At 43.1% G+C, this 15,876-nt stretch carries 17 protein-coding genes and 1 riboswitch; of the genes, 13 read left to right on the top strand and 4 right to left on the bottom strand.

Annotation, left to right across the window (positions count from 1 at the left end):
• The first annotated feature begins 15 nt into the window (after nucleotides 1-15).
• The 10 genes from B0H99_RS13965 (at nucleotide 16) to B0H99_RS13920 (ending at nucleotide 10,221) form a co-directional block, all read left to right on the top strand.
• Nucleotides 16-1,119 (top strand): cysteine desulfurase family protein, encoded by a 1,104-nt coding sequence (locus B0H99_RS13965; RefSeq protein ID WP_106534308.1) that lies wholly within the window; start codon nucleotides 16-18, stop codon nucleotides 1,117-1,119.
• 5 nt (nucleotides 1,120-1,124) lie between these two features.
• Entirely contained in the window at nucleotides 1,125-2,333 is a 1,209-nt protein-coding gene (thiI, locus tag B0H99_RS13960) for a tRNA uracil 4-sulfurtransferase ThiI (RefSeq protein ID WP_106534307.1), read from the top strand.
• Nucleotides 2,334-2,506: 173 nt separating this feature from the next.
• Complete coding sequence (gene mbcS / locus B0H99_RS13955) at nucleotides 2,507-4,081, top strand: acyl-CoA synthetase MbcS (protein ID WP_106534369.1); 1,575 nt, start codon at nucleotides 2,507-2,509, stop codon at nucleotides 4,079-4,081.
• Nucleotides 4,082-4,277: 196 nt separating this feature from the next.
• Complete coding sequence (gene rarD / locus B0H99_RS13950) at nucleotides 4,278-5,195, top strand: EamA family transporter RarD (protein ID WP_106534306.1); 918 nt, start codon at nucleotides 4,278-4,280, stop codon at nucleotides 5,193-5,195.
• A gap of 75 nt (nucleotides 5,196-5,270) precedes the next feature.
• Nucleotides 5,271-6,284, top strand: coding sequence for a signal peptide peptidase SppA (gene sppA, locus B0H99_RS13945; protein WP_106534305.1), 1,014 nt, complete (start codon nucleotides 5,271-5,273; stop codon nucleotides 6,282-6,284).
• A gap of 13 nt (nucleotides 6,285-6,297) precedes the next feature.
• Nucleotides 6,298-6,876 carry an RDD family protein gene (locus B0H99_RS13940; protein WP_106534304.1) on the top strand — a complete coding sequence of 193 codons (579 nt, stop codon included), beginning with the start codon at nucleotides 6,298-6,300 and terminating at the stop codon, nucleotides 6,874-6,876.
• 42 nt (nucleotides 6,877-6,918) lie between these two features.
• Nucleotides 6,919-7,428 (top strand): thiol peroxidase, encoded by a 510-nt coding sequence (tpx, locus tag B0H99_RS13935; protein ID WP_106534303.1) that lies wholly within the window; start codon nucleotides 6,919-6,921, stop codon nucleotides 7,426-7,428.
• Between the two features lie 54 nt (nucleotides 7,429-7,482).
• A complete protein-coding gene (locus tag B0H99_RS13930) occupies nucleotides 7,483-8,406 on the top strand; it encodes a class I SAM-dependent methyltransferase (protein WP_106534302.1) in 924 nt (307 codons plus the stop codon).
• A gap of 76 nt (nucleotides 8,407-8,482) precedes the next feature.
• On the top strand, nucleotides 8,483-8,668 hold the full coding sequence (locus B0H99_RS13925; protein WP_106534301.1) for a hypothetical protein: 186 nt from the start codon (nucleotides 8,483-8,485) through the stop codon (nucleotides 8,666-8,668).
• A gap of 284 nt (nucleotides 8,669-8,952) precedes the next feature.
• Nucleotides 8,953-10,221, top strand: a complete 1,269-nt coding sequence (locus B0H99_RS13920) for a mechanosensitive ion channel (protein WP_106534300.1) — start codon at nucleotides 8,953-8,955, stop codon at nucleotides 10,219-10,221.
• A gap of 232 nt (nucleotides 10,222-10,453) precedes the next feature.
• Here B0H99_RS13920 and queE read toward each other — a convergent pair whose 3' ends face one another.
• Genes queE through queC form a run of 3 tightly spaced genes read right to left on the bottom strand, consistent with a single transcriptional unit; the run spans nucleotide 10,454 to nucleotide 12,245 of the window.
• Nucleotides 10,454-11,161, bottom strand: coding sequence for a 7-carboxy-7-deazaguanine synthase QueE (gene queE / locus B0H99_RS13915; RefSeq protein WP_106534299.1), 708 nt, complete (start codon nucleotides 11,159-11,161; stop codon nucleotides 10,454-10,456).
• A complete protein-coding gene (gene queD, locus B0H99_RS13910) occupies nucleotides 11,158-11,583 on the bottom strand; it encodes a 6-carboxytetrahydropterin synthase QueD (RefSeq protein ID WP_106534298.1) in 426 nt (141 codons plus the stop codon). Before queD ends, queE begins: the two co-directional genes overlap by 4 nt.
• The gene (gene queC / locus B0H99_RS13905) at nucleotides 11,580-12,245 is read right to left on the bottom strand and encodes a 7-cyano-7-deazaguanine synthase QueC (RefSeq protein ID WP_106534297.1); all 666 of its coding nucleotides are present in this window, start codon (nucleotides 12,243-12,245) and stop codon (nucleotides 11,580-11,582) included. Before queC ends, queD begins: the two co-directional genes overlap by 4 nt.
• 7 nt (nucleotides 12,246-12,252) lie before the next feature.
• Nucleotides 12,253-12,296, bottom strand: a riboswitch (PreQ1 riboswitch).
• 167 nt (nucleotides 12,297-12,463) lie between these two features.
• Here queC and B0H99_RS13900 point away from each other — a divergent pair.
• Together B0H99_RS13900 and B0H99_RS13895 are read left to right on the top strand one after the other, a co-directional pair.
• Nucleotides 12,464-13,849: a M1 family metallopeptidase gene (locus tag B0H99_RS13900; RefSeq protein ID WP_106534296.1), complete on the top strand. Its 1,386-nt coding sequence runs from the start codon at nucleotides 12,464-12,466 to the stop codon at nucleotides 13,847-13,849.
• Nucleotides 13,850-13,912: 63 nt separating this feature from the next.
• On the top strand, nucleotides 13,913-14,314 hold the full coding sequence (locus B0H99_RS13895; RefSeq protein WP_181313677.1) for a DUF4362 domain-containing protein: 402 nt from the start codon (nucleotides 13,913-13,915) through the stop codon (nucleotides 14,312-14,314).
• A gap of 53 nt (nucleotides 14,315-14,367) precedes the next feature.
• On the opposite strand, the gene B0H99_RS13890 is transcribed toward B0H99_RS13895, so the two are convergent.
• Nucleotides 14,368-14,583, bottom strand: a complete 216-nt coding sequence (locus B0H99_RS13890; protein WP_106534294.1) for a hypothetical protein — start codon at nucleotides 14,581-14,583, stop codon at nucleotides 14,368-14,370.
• Between the two features lie 232 nt (nucleotides 14,584-14,815).
• Between B0H99_RS13890 and B0H99_RS13885 the strand changes: the two genes are divergently transcribed.
• Nucleotides 14,816-15,751: an NADP-dependent oxidoreductase gene (locus B0H99_RS13885; protein ID WP_106534293.1), complete on the top strand. Its 936-nt coding sequence runs from the start codon at nucleotides 14,816-14,818 to the stop codon at nucleotides 15,749-15,751.
• Nucleotides 15,752-15,876 lie beyond the last annotated feature (125 nt).

The raw sequence follows: 15,876 nt of genomic DNA, 5'->3' as shown, positions 1-15,876 counted from the left end.
TTCGGAGGTGGCACCATGATTTATTTGGACAACAGTGCAACAACAAAGCCTAAGAAAGAAATATTGGAAACGTTTGTTAAAGCAAACGAACAATTTTATGGAAATCCGGCTTCGTTGCACCAAATGGGAAATGCAGCAGAAGATTTGCTTGAAAAAGCACGTGCGCAAATAGCCGATCTTCTGCATATGAAGCATGTCGTCTTTACATCAGGGGGAACGGAAGCGAACAATTTGGCTATTTTAGGCGCAGCCTATAGGTACCAACAGCGTGGCAAACATATTATCACGGCGGTGACAGAACATCCTTCCGTATTGAACAGTTTGAAAGTTCTTGAAGAACAGGGGTTTGAAATTACCCGATTGTCTGTCGACCGTACGGGAGATATCAGTATCGATGAGTTGAAGAGCGCCTTGAGAAACGATACGATTCTAGTGAGCCTGATGCATGTCAACAATGAAATCGGTACGATACATCCGATAGCCGACATCGCCCGGCTCCTTAAAAACGGAAGGACGCTATTTCATGTGGATGCTGTTCAAAGCATCGGGAAGCTGGTTTTCGATAAAACAGCAATGCCGGATTTGTTAAGCATGTCTGCCCATAAAATTCATGGGTTGAAAGGCAGCGGCGTATTGGCATTCAATGATGTAGAATTAAAAGCGATACAGTTTGGTGGCGGGCAGGAGGCAGGATTGCGGAGTGGAACTGTCTCTGTGCCGCATGCAGCTGCATTAGCCAAGGCCTTGCGATTGGCCGAAGCAAATCCAATGTATGAAAAGTGGAACAACGATCTGCGAAATTTTTTGGGGAATTATTCCGATGTGATGGTAGTGAGCCCGATAGGAGGAGCATCCCACATATTATCAGTAGCAGCAAAAGGACTTAAAGGTGAAATTCTTGTTTCTGGCCTGCAAAAAGAAGGCATCGTTGTTTCAACTTCGAGTGCATGTTCATCAAAGAGCAGTGAAACAAGCCATGTGATTGAAGCCATCCGACTGCCTCGCGCCTATAAAGACGGGGTAATCCGGATTAGTTTCGGCACTTTTACCACCAAGAAAGACATTCAGCATTTCAAGAAAGCATTTGAACGGGTCTACCGTTTGATCAAAGGAGCATGACCAGTATGAAAACAAATCAAATCCTCGTCAGATATGGAGAATTATCGACTAAAGGGAAAAACCGGAGTTCCTTTATTGGCCGGCTGAGGGATAACGTCAGGCAAACATTTATGGACTTGGGCGGCATCCGGATTAAAGCAGAACGTGACCGCATGTTTATTGCTTCAGATGATGAAGCCGAAATTGAACAAGTGATCCAGCGGTTGCCTAAAGTCTTCGGCATCCAGTCGTTCAGTCCGGTAATAGAAGCCGAATTAGATATGGAAGCAATGAAACAAACAGCGTATGATGTTGTCAAAAAACTCAACCGCGAGGGAAAAACGTTCAAAGTGACGGTTAAACGTCCCAACAAAGCGTTTCCTCTCGAAAAACTCGAAATTATGCATGAACTCGGTTCACACGTGCTGCGCAACTTTTCGGAGCTTTCTGTACAGATGCAGCATCCGGATATTGAACTGAAGGTGGAAATCCGGGAAGAAGCGGCTTATATGATGGCGGAAGTTATTCAAGGAGCCGGAGGATTGCCTGTCGGTGCTGGCGGCAAAGGACTCCTTATGCTGTCAGGTGGAATCGATAGCCCGGTAGCCGGCTACCATATGCTGAAACGCGGCGTCCGTCTAGAACTGGTCCATTTCTTCAGCCCGCCGTTCACCAATGATCGGGCAAAAGAAAAAGTATACGATTTGGCGGAGAAGCTGAGCCAGTTTGGTTCATCGGTCAATTTGCATATCATTCCGTTCACAAAGCTTCAGCAAGAAGTGCATAAGCAAGTTCCGGACAATATCACAATGACGTCGACTCGCCGCATGATGATGCGGGTAGCGGACAAAGTGCTGGAAGAAACGAATTGCAAAGCCATCATAACAGGAGAAAGCCTAGGGCAAGTAGCGAGCCAGACTTTGGAAAGCTTGAGTGCCATCAATGCAGTGACCCATACCCCGGTGCTTCGGCCGTTAATTGCGATGGATAAACTGGATATTATCGAAACGGCCCAGAAAATTGAGACGTATGAAGTTTCTATCCGCCCGTTTGAAGATTGCTGCACCATTTTCACGCCGGCCAATCCGAAAACCAAACCGAAATTGGATAAAGTCGAGTATTACGAGAACTTTGTCTCTTTTGATGAACTTATCCAAGAAGCGGTAGATCAACGGGAAATTATAAAATTCCCGCGGGTTAAAGAAGAAAAACTAACATATGACAATTTACTGTAAAGCCGCCATTTGGCGGTTTTTTTCTTTTGTTAGTGAATAGTATTGGAAATCTCGAAACTGTTTTGTTTTCAAAAGAGGAAATACGTTGTATTGTAAAATTATTTTGAATACTAAAACTCTTCCGGTATAATGAAGGCATTGGAAATTAATACATACTTAGGAGGAGAAGCATGCTGAAACGAGAAGAATTGGTGGCTCCCGAGCATTACAATCTGGTGCAGGAAATCGAGAAGTTCGCGATCGGAGATGGCAAGCTTGCAATTGTTTGGGAAAACGATAAAGGTGAGCAGAAACAAATTACATACGATGAATTGATCCAGCGTGCGAACCGTGCGGCAAATAGTTTTCGCAAAGCCGGTCTAGAAAAAGGGGACGTTGTATTGGTCATGGTTCCTCGGCTGATAGAAGCCTACATTGCTTATATCGGTGCATTAAAAGCAGGACTTGTTGTCATTCCAAGTTCGGAAATGCTGCGGGCAAAAGATATCTCTTATCGCTTGAACCATAGTGAAGCGAAAGCAGTCATTGCCTATGAGCCGTTCATGGATCAGTTTACGGATGTCGGAGAAATAGACAAAATTACTAAGTTTGTTATCGGCAATTCCGACAATTCCTGGATTTCATTGACGGAAGAAATGGAAAATGCATCCGATAAATTTGATGCTGTTGTTACACGCAATGACGATATGGCGTTTTTATCTTATACATCAGGTACAACAGGAAATCCTAAGGGTGCGGTCCATAGCCATGGGTGGGCATACGCACATCTCCGCACCTCTGCTGAACACTGGCTTGGTGCGAGAGAAGGCGATTTGGTGTGGGCGACTGCGAGCCCAGGCTGGCAGAAATGGATCTGGAGCCCGTTTGTTGCGACGCTTGGAAGCGGCGCAACCGGTTTCGTCTACAACGGAAAATTTAATCCGGAAACCTATCTGCAAATTCTGGAGCAACGCAAAATTAATGTACTGTGCTGTACGCCGACAGAATACCGCTTGATGGCGAAACAGAAAAACTTGGGTTCGTTCGATTTAACATCGTTGCACAGCGCCGTGTCCGCAGGAGAACCGTTAAATGCTGAAGTAATCAATGTCTTCAAAGAACATTTTAGTCTTGAAGTGCGCGATGGCTATGGCCAAACTGAAAACACCCTTCTGGTCGGTGTGATGAAGGGCATGGAAATCCGGATTGGATCAATGGGTAAACCAACGCCCGGAAACCGAGTGGAAATTATCAACGAGCTTGGCGAGCCTGCAGCGGCAGGAGAAGTGGGAGATATTGCTGTCCATGTTGAAACGCCGGCCTTGTTCAAAGGGTATTTCAAAGATGATGAACGGACCAAAATGCAATTTCGAGGCGATTATTATGTAACCGGGGATAAAGCGTCAAAAGATAAGGATGGTTATTTTTGGTTCGAAGGACGAGGAGACGATATCATCATTTCATCTGGCTATACGATTGGTCCGTTTGAAGTGGAAGATGCACTTGTCAAACATCCGGCTGTCCAAGAATGTGCAGTAGTCGCATCTCCGGATGAAATTCGTGGAACCATCGTTAAAGCATTTGTTGTTCCCGTTGCCGGAACAGAGCCTTCAGAAGAATTGGTGAAGGAATTGCAACAACATGTCAAAGACCTGACAGCGCCATACAAATATCCCCGTGCCATTGAATTTTTACCGGAACTGCCGAAAACGGCATCTGGTAAAATCCGGCGAGTGGAATTACGCCAATTGGAACATAACAAAAAATAGACGTCCAAGGATTCCGGAATTGTTCCGGAATCCTTTTTATTTCAGTAAACAATGTTTCTTTCGTTTCTGCTAGACCTTGCCAAACAACATTGTCGCTGGAACGCGATTCCGCTAGGTTTACATTCACTATGCACAGGCATATAATTAACCTTGTTATTTCGCAAGGCAAAATAAAATAAAGAGTGGTGCGAAAAGTGTGGCAGAAGAAAAAAAAGGGATGATCTACACAGTTTTTACTTATATGATTTGGGGCATTTTGCCGATTTACTGGAAGCAAGTAGGCCATGTGGGAAGTGACGAAATTTTAACTGCACGTATCTTCTGGGCTTTTTGGTTAACCTTGGCATTCATATTTTTTGTAAAAGGCGGCAAGCTGCTCCTTGCAGATATAAAGACATTGTGGCAATCGAAAAAGATGTTCTTCATGTTGATGGCCGCATCTTACTTGATCACTATAAATTGGTTCTTGTATATTTTCGCTGTAACAAACGACCGTATTGTCGAGACGAGCCTTGGCTATTACGTGAATCCGCTTGTTTCGGTACTGCTGGGAGTTTTCTTTTTGAAAGAAAAGCTGACACCGGCTATTAAAGCGGCTTTCGGTTTAGCTGCATTGGGTGTAATTATTATGGCAGTTTCTTATGGTACTTTCCCATGGCTGGCCTTTGGAATGGCTTTCTCTTTCGCGTTTTACGGATTGATCAAAAAAACGGTCAAGCTTAACGCACTGCGCGGATTGGCGCTAGAAACCTTATTTGTGCTGCCCGTAGCAATTGGCTATTATGTGTATCTTTTTTATACAGGGCAAGCAACCTTTTTGCACGGCAGCGGCTCGACGGATCTGCTGCTGATCATGAGCGGGGCCGCTACAGCTTTGCCGCTGGTGTTATTTGCAACCGGTGCCCAGCTCATACCGCTATATATGATCGGATTCCTGCAGTACATTGCGCCGTCTCTGATGCTGATTATTGGTGTCTTGATTTACGGTGAATCGTTCGGGTTAATTGAATTGATTGCTTTCTCGTTAATCTGGTGTGCGTTGATTTTATTTACAGCGTCCAAGGTAATCCAAATAAGAGGGGCAAGAAAAGACAAACTAAAAGCTGCGGCTTAAAGATGAAAAACAAATGAAACATTCAGCGGCTTTTCCCGTATAGTAAAGAGAAGATATAGAGGAGGGAATGTGTAAATGAATACAAAAAGATGGATTGCACTTGTTGCAGCAGCAGTATTATTAGGAATTTCAATGGTTATCAATTCAGCCTTTGCGTTATTCCAATCGGATATGAACTCCGGTTTAAGTGACTTGATGTCTCCAACAGATTCAGGTTACATGGAGTACGTGATTGAAGAAGGCAGTATGGATTCCCGGATCGCTGTCTTGAATGTTGATGGCGTTATTCAGGACACGGGAGATGCTTCCCCGCTTTTTGGATCATCCGGCTATAACCATAGCTTTTTTATGGATCAGTTGGAACAAGTAAAACAGGATACTAGCGTTAAAGCGATTCTGCTTAAAGTCAACTCACCAGGCGGCGGTGTTGTAGAATCCGCCGAGATCTATAACAAGATCAAAGAAATCCAAAATGAAACAGAAAAGCCGATTTATGTATCGATGGGTGCAATGGCAGCATCAGGCGGATATTACATTTCAGCTCCAGCAGAAAAGATTTTTGTAAACGAAGAGACATTGACGGGTTCGATTGGCGTTATTATGGAAAGCGTCAATTACGGTAAACTGGCGGAGCGATATGGCGTCGATTTTGTAACGATCAAATCCGGCCCTTACAAAGATATCATGAGCCCGACACGTGATATGACAGACGCGGAACGCGACCTGCTTCAAGAAATGCTGAATGAATCGTACGAGTCGTTTGTCGATATCATTGAAGAGGGACGCAACATGTCTGAAAAAGAAGTAAAAGAATATGCTGATGGGCGTATCATGAGCGGACGCCAAGCGGTAAAAGCGGGACTGGCTGACGATTTCGGCTTTGAAGCAGACGTTATTGCCAACATAAAAAGTGATTTTGATTTAGGCGATGCAGAAGTCTTCGAATACGGCGCATCTCAAGGATGGGGATCATTGTTCTCAATGAAAGTTAATTCCTTTTTCGGCAATGATATAGAATCGAAGTTGCTTGGGAAATTATTCACTGACTATAATTCTCCGCGCATGATGTATCTTTACGGCGAAAAATAAGGAGGGTCGATTTATGACAGAACAAAACAATGAAGAAATGCACGTGCAAGAACAACCGGTGGCGGTACAAGCGAGTGCGCCAAGTTATGAAGAAGTGTTATTTTATGAAAGAAAACCTGCGGGTTTTTGGATCCGTTTCTGGGCATATATTATCGATCTTCTTGTTATTTTTTCGGTAACATCAATTTTGATCAAGCCGATTTTCGCGCTTCTTGGTTTAGAAACCAGTTCTGCAGCATGGTATGCGCCGTACGCAATTTTATCGGCCATCGTCTTTTACGCTTATTTCGTGCTCATGACAAAGTACTTTAAGCAGACGGTTGGAAAAATGATTCTAGGTATTCGCGTCGTCTCGTTAAAAACGGATGAATTGTCATGGTCCACGCTTTTGTTCCGTGAATGGATTGGCCGCTTCCTGTCAGCTACAATATGGCCGCTTTATTGGATTATCGGATTTACTCCATTAAAGCAAGGCGTCCATGATTTTATCGCCGATACGACAGTAGTTTACGAGGAGTCGTACCGAAAGCAGACTATCGTGCAAAAACGAAAGCCCGAAAGTTCCGAGTTGCATGAGACTAGAGCGTTTTAGTAAGATTGTAAAGTGAAGAATAGAATTAGGGAGGCGTTTTGATTGGTACAAATTACATTCAAGCAAAATCCGGTAACGTTGCCGGGCCGCGAAGTGAAAAAAGGAGATAAAGCCCCGGGCTTTACTGCTCTTGCGAATGATTTGAGCCCAGTAACACTAGAAGACAGCGCAGGGAAAATCCGGTTGATCAGTGTGGTTCCATCGCTCGATACAGGAGTTTGTTCTCTTCAGACCAAGCGGTTTGAAAAAGAAGCTGCCTCATTCGGTGATAATGTGGAAGTGTTAACGGTTTCTGCCGACCTGCCATTTGCGCAAAAGCGTTGGATACAGGAAAATGGGACGGAAGGCATTACAACGTTATCCGATCACCGTGATTTGTCATTCGGCGAAGCGTATGGCGTAACGATGCAAGAGCTTCGGCTGTTGGCACGCTCTATTTTCGTTATCGACGAAACCGACCGGGTAGCTTATGTAGAATATGTGCCGGAAGGAACAAGCCATCCTGATTACGATAAGGCAATCAGCGCAGTAAAAGAACTGACAAACAAATAAAAGAAACCCACTCCTTCCGAGTGGGTTTCCTTATTGAGGATGGAGAAAAACGTTATGAATTCAGCTATGGAAAAAATATTCAACTTTATTGATGCAAATGCTACTGCAATCCAGAAAGACCAAGACCTTTCTTATTTGGAAAGCTTGTTGACTGTGACGGAAAGCTGGCTTGATGGGCATATCCAACCAACAGAACAAGCAAGCAAGGAAGATATCCGCAAAGCGATTCAATTGGCTGTTTTAAAAGGCATGAAAGAGCATGTCCAGCCGCATCATCAAATGACGCCGGATGCTCTTGGATTATTGATGGGGTACTTGGTGGAATTGTTTATGAAAGAAAAACAAATGACCATTCTTGATCCCGCTGTCGGCACAGGAAATCTTTTGCTGACGGTGATGAATTATCTGGATGGGCGTATTACAGGGGCTGGAGTGGAGCTTGATGATCTGCTGATCCGTTTGGCTTCGAATGCCGGAAACCTTGTTGAACAGCCGGTGACATTGTATCTGCAAGATGCTCTGCAGCCGCTTTTGATCGACCCGGTTGATGCAGTCGTTTCCGACTTGCCGGTCGGTTATTATCCGGATGATGAAAATGCCAGCACATATGACCTGAAAGCGGATGAAGGCATGTCGTATGCGCACCATTTGTTTATCGAACAATCATTAAAGCACACAGTGGATGGCGGGTACTTGTTTTTTGTCATTCCGAAAGCCCTGTTTGAATCGCCGCAAGCACCGCAATTGCATAAGTTCTTGAAAAAGCATGCTCATATCCAGTCGGTTATGGAATTGCCGAATACCCTTTTTAAAAACTCGGCACATGCAAAAGGCATCTTGATACTGCAAAAGAAAAAAGACGGAGTAAAAGCGCCGAAGGAAGTATTGCTTGCGCGTGTTCCGAATATGTCGAAACCTGAGTCGATGGCGAAGTTCTTCTCGCAAGTCAGCGGCTGGTTCAAAGAAAATAAGGAATAGAATTAGGTGATTGTGGTATAATAAAGATATGAAGTAACCGGGAAATGGAATTTTTAACAGAAAAGAGGGATGAGATATGACTGAATCCAACGAAACTCCCAAAAAAATGAGTTTGCAGGAAGCGGTAATACGCCAACTGGAAGCAAAGAAAAATCAAGCTTCCAATAACCAAGGCGGAGCCAATGCATCTAAAGAAACCAAAAAAATGAAAAGCCAGCAGACGAAAAAAGTAAGCAATACACGCCGTAAAATGGGCGTGTAAAGAAAACCGGCCATGGGGCCGGTTTTTTATTTGGAATAAAACAGATCAATGGCTTCAGTTTGTCCTTTTAATAATCTTTACGTAAAATATTATATTTGAAAAAGTACATTCATTGTCAAAAACCAATACTTATAAAGTTATACCATGTACAACATTATAAGTAATTTGCATCAAAAAGTCAGAATATTATAAAGAATAAGGTATTTTTGGTTTGTAGAAGGGTTACTTGGGAATATTGAAGTAGCACCATAAAATAAATCCAAAACTGGAAAGGGGAACGAAAGATGAATACGAACCAAGTAACGGGCGCATTTCGTGACATGTTTACGACCATCGTGAACTTTTTGCCAAATGTCATCGGTGCTATCTTGCTGCTAATTGTAGCATGGATTGTTGCAAGCATTGTTAGAGCAATTTTTACTAAAGGGTTAAGAAAACTGGGGGCTCGGCGTGCAATGGTCAGAGGCCATATGGCAGCTGATGAAAGAGACGCAGACAGCAAGTTAAAGTCAATCGGGAAAATATTCTACTACCTAGTCTTTATTCTTTTCATCCCGAGCGTACTGGATCAATTGAACATGGGAACAGTTGCGGCACCGATTACCAACATGATGAACAAATTGTTGGCATTCCTGCCAAACCTATTGACGGCAATCGTTATTCTCGTAATTGGTTATTTTGTTGCAAAGTTTGTCAAAAATCTTGTGGTGACTGTTTTATCAACGATTAATATCGACAAATGGTTCAACAAATTAACGAACAAATCAGCAGCTCAACAAAGTACGACAGGTGCAGATAAAAATACCTTAGCAAACGTATTGGGCAATGTTGTCTTTATCTTAGTACTTATTCCAATCGTTACAATCGCTTTAGAAACGCTGAACATCGATACCATTGCACAGCCGATTACTGCAATGCTGAATCAAGTATTGAACATGATTCCCAATATCTTTGTTGGAGTTATCCTGATTCTTGTAGGGGTAGCAATTGGTAAGTTTGTAGGAGAATTGTTGACCAGCCTGTTGAAAGGCACTGGAATCGACAACGTTTCCCAGTACTTGAACACTGGAAGCAAGTCTAAAACTCCTTCATTCGACTTAGCGAATATCGTCGGTAAAGTTGTTCAAACGTTGATCATCATCTTCTTTACAGTTGAAGCATTGAACGTGCTGCAACTGGATGTGCTGAACAACATTGGTGAATCTGTTATCAGTTACTTGCCAAACATCTTGAGCGCTTTGATCATTCTGGGCCTTGGGTTAGTTGGAGGTAACTTATTAGGCAACTATGTAAACCAGGCTTCTGGCAACCGCATCATGGGTGCAATTGTGAAATACGCAGTCATGATCATCGCGGTATTTATGACGCTAGATCAATTGAACTTCGCGACTAGCATTGTCAACACGGCATTCCTTTTCATCATTGCCGGATTGTCAGTAGCTTTCGCAGTAGCTTTCGGTATCGGCGGCCGCGACTTTGCGAAACGCCAATTGGAACGATTTGAAGCAAAATCGCAAGCTGAAAACAAAAAACCGCCAACTGGTGGAGTTTAAAAAGCAAAGCTTAAAAGCCCTTTTGTTCTTCGGAACAAAGGGCTTTTTTTGTATTTTGCAACTTACTTTTTCTCTATTCTCGGCATTCTGCTATACATGCAGCGCCGGGCATTGTGAAAATTTCGCTGATAACTTCATATGGATTTTAAGGAGAGGAAAGGAAAAGTATATAGAGTCATTAGATTACCGCTAATCCAAAAAGGTTGAAAGGCTATTATGCCTTTCAACCTTTTTAAACCCCGCGCTTATTTCCCCATACAAGTGTATGGAGCTGCGGAAGCACTTTGGCATCGTTCATGATCGTTGAATTTACCGATATGTCGATCAACCATTCGTAGCGTTCCAGTAGGTCCTGGACGAGACGGGCATCATCGGTTGTAACCGTATCGCTGTTGCCTGTCTGTAAAAAGAACGGAACCATTGGATAGCGCAGATGAACATCTTCTGCGTATTTGAAATCTTCTTCATCAAAAATGACCACTTTCAAACTGGCATTGGCGTCTGCCAAATTCTCCATGAAGAAGTCCAATTTGCCGAAATCGGTTTTCATGCCGGAACTCGGAGGTTTTGGAGAAATCGTAATGTCATCAATATTTCGAAGCCATTCTTGCCACATGGAGCCTTGTGTTTCGACGGCCACTTTCCATCCGTTCTGATGGCAGAGATCGACCAGTTCGCCAATTCCTTTATGAAGGGCCGGGTTGCCGCCGGAAATCGTTACATGGGAGAAGGATTCTCCGCCGATTTGCCGAAGCTCTTCTATAATTTCCTGCGGCTGTTTTGAAACGCTTTTGCCGGTGCCGTCCCATGTGAAACTGGAATCGCACCATGCACAGGAATAATCACAGCCTGCTGTACGGACAAACATTGTTTTTTGGCCCATAACCATGCCTTCGCCTTGGATTGTCGGACCGAACACTTCCATTACCGGAATCTTCATGCCAATTCCTCCTGTCTCGGGCGATAAACAACATAACTTGTAGGTGTCTCACGAACAATCACTTGCAGGCATTGGGGCCGGTTGCTTCGCGTATCTAAAACTTCTTGGATCGAGTTCCAAATCTGTTCAGCCAATAATTCCGTAGTCGGAAATTTGTCTTTGAATTCCGGATGGTCATTCAGAACAGAGTGGTCGTATTTTTTATGGACAACATCTTTTATTATTTTAAAGTCAATTAAAAATCCGATCGAATCAAGTTCATTGCCGCCGATCGTAACATTTACAAAATACGTATGGCCATGAACTGCTTGGCATTTTCCAGCTTCCTCACTTGGAATGAAATGCGCGGCAGAGAAGTTCATGTCTTTATTTAATTCAAAACGGTAGGAATGTAGGGGAGAAGGATAAAATTGCTGCATCATTCCACGGCACCTGCCGCTTTTTGAACTAAGTATGTTTTCAAGCCTTCGTTCCGCAATTTGCAGGAAGGGCATTCGCCGCAGCCGGTGCTGGGAATTCCTTCATAGCATGTCAACGTTTTTTCTTGGACAAACTCTAGCGCCCCAAGTCCATCGGACAATTCCCAAACGCCTGCTTTATCTAACCACATAAGCGGCGTATGAATGATGAATTGCTTGTCCATTGCCAAGTTCAAGGATACGTTCAAAGAACGGATAAACGTGTCGCGGCAATCCGGATAACCGCTGAAATCGGTCTCGCTGACGCCTGTGATCAAATGGCGCGATCCGATGGCGTCCGCGTATACTGCGGCAAAAGATAGGAACAACAAGTTTCTTCCAGGCACGAATGTGGAAGGCAGTTCGCCTTCTTTTGCTGTAATGTCTATATCGGCCCGTGTTAATGCATTGGCAGACAGTTGGTTGATCAACGTCATATCCAATACTTTAAACTTCACGCCAAGTTCATCGGCGATTTTCCGCGCTACTTCAATTTCAGCCGAATGGCGTTGGCCATAGTCGAATGTCACTGTTGCAACTTCACCGAAGTTCTGCAATGCCCAAAAAAGGCACGTGGTGCTGTCTTGGCCGCCGCTGAATACGACAACCGCTTTTTCGTTTTTCATTTTATCTGACTCCTTAGTTTTTTTGAGAGGGAGTTTGCGAACCTCTTTTTTTCGAACACTGTCCATAATACCATAGGCTGGCTTCGGGTGTTAAAAAGAACTCGGCATTTAAAAATTAAATCATTTTACAAGCATTGTTAACATGCCTAATTCAAGGTAATATTTGGATAAGGATAAAAGGTGCAAAAGACGAGAAACTTGAGCGAGCGGGGATGAAAATGACTAAAAAGAAGAAATGGCTGATTGGAAGTGCAGGGATTCTTATTGTTATTCTAAGTGCTGCGGTTTTTATTATATCTCAAATGACAAGCGGCTCTGAAGAAGGCAAATTAGACCCGGAAGCCAGCGCTTCCTATAATATGCAGATAGAACTTGATGAAGGAGACTTGTTTCGCATCAGTGCAGAAATCGATGTTGAGAACAGATCGAAAGATGATTGGGAAACGGTCGGTTTTTATTTTATTCCTAATGCCATCAACGAAGAAGAAACGCCGGGTTTGATGCAAGACCCGGCTATAACTTCCATTTCGTCTGTATCCGCTTCAGGAGAAACATTAAGTTATGACCTGGAAAACAATCAGCTATTGATCGAACTCCAAGAAGAATTAGAACCAGGAGAAGAAAAGCGCTTGAAAATTGATTACACGCTAAGACTTCCAAAAGAAGGGCTGCGGCTTTCGCAAGACGGCGCCAGTTATTTTTTGGCTCAGTGGTATCCGATGCTCGGTTTCTATCAAAACGGATGGACAATAGAAGACTTTGATTTGAAAGGTGAATCCTATCACACCAATTACAGCAAATATAAAGTGTCATATGATCTTCCTCAGGAATTTTTTGTGGCAAGTTCAGCGGACGATGGTGAACTTCAGCCAAGTTCTTCCGGGACGGTGGAAGGTGAAAGGATCAAGGACTTTTATATAGCATTCATGGATCCGGAAGAATGGATCACCCGGACGAGGAAAGCGAACGATACCCAATTGCGTATGTTCTTTCCTGTCGGATCGGATATAGTGGAGGAAACTGCGGAACTGGCGGTGGATGCTTACAGTTTCTTTGAAGAAAAAATAGGCGATAATCCGTTTCAGGAGTTGGACATTATCGCCAATGACGGTTACATGGAATACCCCAATGTTATAGAAGTTGCATCTGATCAGGAAAACTTGGAGAACGTACTTGTTCATGAAATTGGCCATCAATGGTTTTATTTTCTCGTGGCAAACGATCCGTTTGAGCACGCTTGGCTGGACGAAAGCATTACGGAATATGTAACGTCCTTATTTTTAGCTGACCGTTTTGGCAGTGAGGACTATGGCTTTGGATCTGCTGCCGACATGGCAAGTTATGAAGGAACAAACGAATACAGCAACCTCCCTTTAGATGAATATGAGGAAATTGAATATGTTACAACCATTTACGGGAAAACCCCGATCATCTTACGGGATTTTTTCAATGAGCATGGCGGAGAAGAAGAAGCTTTCCGGTTTTTGGCAGCTTATTATGAAGAATATCAATTTCAAAATGTCGATACCGAAACCTTTATAGCATTTTTCAATGATCATTTTAAAGAAGATCATAGCGGATTTTTCGAAGAGTGGCTGAAATAATTTTTTGATTTTGCGTAATTTAATCGTTTCTACTGCGTCTAATGGAAAAAGAGGATGAGCGATATGCAAAAGGGGTTAATAGCAGGCTGCGTTGTAATTCTAATAATTCTTGGAGGGTGCCAGGAAAAAGTAGAGCCAGAGGATATCGTGGTAGAACGGCATAGTGAACTGGAAAATGAAAAACGGTTTACAGCATTTTTAACAAATGTCCAACAAGGAAAAGCCGACAAAATTCGAATCACCTCTTTTACTACAGAGGGTGACCCGATTTACCAGGACCTTGACTTTGATGGAAGCAAACTAAAGATGATTGTAGATTATACGGAAGACAAATTCGGTTCTGGTGAAATTATAGAAATGGCTTGTACGGCAATAAAAGAAACTGAAACAGCAGAGCGAACAGACTACGTGGTGGAAGGCTGCAGTGACACAGATGGAGATTATCTATTATTGGTAAAGTGGTAAGAATGAAAAAGAAGAGGACAGCTCTAGCATCAAAGAGCTGTCCTCTTTCTATGTTAGTTGGCCAGTAAAATTCCCGCTAGTTTGGCAAAGCCTGCTGGCAACAGGAATGCAGCCATCGCTCCAGTGAATACAACGGCACCGGAAAAAACGAAAAACTGCCGGCGTAAGATTTCTTTGCGCTGAAGGCCGATAATAAGAATTTTAATGATAGAAAAAACCGTTATAAAAATGATGAGAGTTGAAAAAGCACTTGCTATGAGAGCTTCCATGATCTGTCTCCTTTAAAGAGAGTGGGGTTTAGAAATTCTAATATAACATGAGAAGAATTCTTGAAATATGGAAAAGGAGAACTGGTCGAAGAAAATGTTTATTTTGTAAGTTACCATAGGGGCAGTATATATAAAACCAAACAGAGACTTTTGAATATCATCCATATTGTTAATTGCATACAATCAATCAATGCTGGGTAATATGGTAAAAGGAAAGAAAGGAGAATCATTCATGAAAGCAATTGTTATCGAACAGTATGGCGGAATTGAAGAATTGAAAGAGCTCGAATTGGAGCGCCCGGTGATTAACGACGATCAAGTCTTGCTTGAAATTCATGCGACTTCCATCAATCCGATAGATTGGAAACTACGTGAGGGATATTTGAAAGAAATGTTGCCGTTTGAGTTTCCCATTATCCTAGGCTGGGATGCTGCTGGAGTTATTGCAGAAAGAGGCAAAAATGTCACAAAATTCGAAGTCGGTGACCGGGTATTTACGAGGCCGTTGACTACACGGCAAGGAACATACGCAGAATATGTCCCAGTGGAAGAATACTTGCTTGCGAAAATGCCGGAAACAATGAGTTTTGAAGAAGGAGCGGCGATTCCGTTGACAGGCTTGACTGCATGGGAAGGGCTTGTAGAAATTGCAGGAGTCAAAGAAGGCGACAAGGTTCTGGTTCATGCGGGAGCCGGCGGTGTTGGGACTTTCGCTATTCAAATTGCCAAAAGTTTCGGCGCATTTGTTGCAACAACTGCAAGCGAAAAAAACGCAGAGTTGCTCGAATCATTGGGTGCTGATCAAGTGATCGACTATAAAAATGAAGATTTTAGTGAAGTACTCAGTGATTTTGATATTGTGCTAGACACCATGGGCGGAGAAATCCGGACAAAAAGCTTTGGTATATTAAAATCGAAAGGAAAGCTGGTGTCCATCATCGAACCGCCTTCTGAAGGGGAAGAGAAAAAATACGATGTGGAAATCGGTTATCTTTTTCTCGAACCTGACGGAGCAAAACTTCAAAAGCTGGCTGACTTATACGAATCAGGCAAGCTGAAAGCGGTTATTGGAGAGACGTTTGACTTTACCGAAAAAGGTTTAAAAAATGCCCATAAATTAAGCGAAACCCACCACGCACAAGGGAAATTGGTGGTTCGTATCAAATAAAGCGGAATAAGAAAAAGCAAGCAACGTTCATAGAGTGACCCAATAAAATGAGACAAGGAAAAAACACCGCCATCGTCGTATGTAGTCACAACGACAATTATGGAGGTGTTTTTCTGTATGGAGAT

It is taken from the genome of Planomicrobium soli, from assembly GCF_003014655.1.
Classification (GTDB): Bacteria; Bacillota; Bacilli; order Bacillales_A; family Planococcaceae; genus Planococcus; species Planococcus soli_B.
This window is presented reverse-complemented; position numbering and strand designations above follow the sequence as displayed.

Bases quoted from the DNA above. Each gene is read 5' to 3' on its own strand.
- B0H99_RS13925 (WP_106534301.1), top strand. From the start codon at position 8,483: ATGACTGAATCCAACGAAACTCCCAAAAAAATGAGTTTGCAGGAAGCG.
- queD (WP_106534298.1), bottom strand. From the start codon at position 11,583: ATGATGCAGCAATTTTATCCTTCTCCCCTACATTCCTACCGTTTTGAA.
- queC (WP_106534297.1), bottom strand. From the start codon at position 12,245: ATGAAAAACGAAAAAGCGGTTGTCGTATTCAGCGGCGGCCAAGACAGC.
- queE (WP_106534299.1), bottom strand. From the start codon at position 11,161: ATGAAGATTCCGGTAATGGAAGTGTTCGGTCCGACAATCCAAGGCGAA.
- thiI (WP_106534307.1), top strand. From the start codon at position 1,125: ATGAAAACAAATCAAATCCTCGTCAGATATGGAGAATTATCGACTAAA.
- B0H99_RS13900 (WP_106534296.1), top strand. From the start codon at position 12,464: ATGACTAAAAAGAAGAAATGGCTGATTGGAAGTGCAGGGATTCTTATT.
- sppA (WP_106534305.1), top strand. From the start codon at position 5,271: ATGAATACAAAAAGATGGATTGCACTTGTTGCAGCAGCAGTATTATTA.
- B0H99_RS13965 (WP_106534308.1), top strand. From the start codon at position 16: ATGATTTATTTGGACAACAGTGCAACAACAAAGCCTAAGAAAGAAATA.
- B0H99_RS13890 (WP_106534294.1), bottom strand. From the start codon at position 14,583: ATGGAAGCTCTCATAGCAAGTGCTTTTTCAACTCTCATCATTTTTATA.
- B0H99_RS13940 (WP_106534304.1), top strand. From the start codon at position 6,298: ATGACAGAACAAAACAATGAAGAAATGCACGTGCAAGAACAACCGGTG.
- B0H99_RS13895 (WP_181313677.1), top strand. From the start codon at position 13,913: ATGCAAAAGGGGTTAATAGCAGGCTGCGTTGTAATTCTAATAATTCTT.
- B0H99_RS13920 (WP_106534300.1), top strand. From the start codon at position 8,953: ATGAATACGAACCAAGTAACGGGCGCATTTCGTGACATGTTTACGACC.
- B0H99_RS13885 (WP_106534293.1), top strand. From the start codon at position 14,816: ATGAAAGCAATTGTTATCGAACAGTATGGCGGAATTGAAGAATTGAAA.
- B0H99_RS13930 (WP_106534302.1), top strand. From the start codon at position 7,483: ATGAATTCAGCTATGGAAAAAATATTCAACTTTATTGATGCAAATGCT.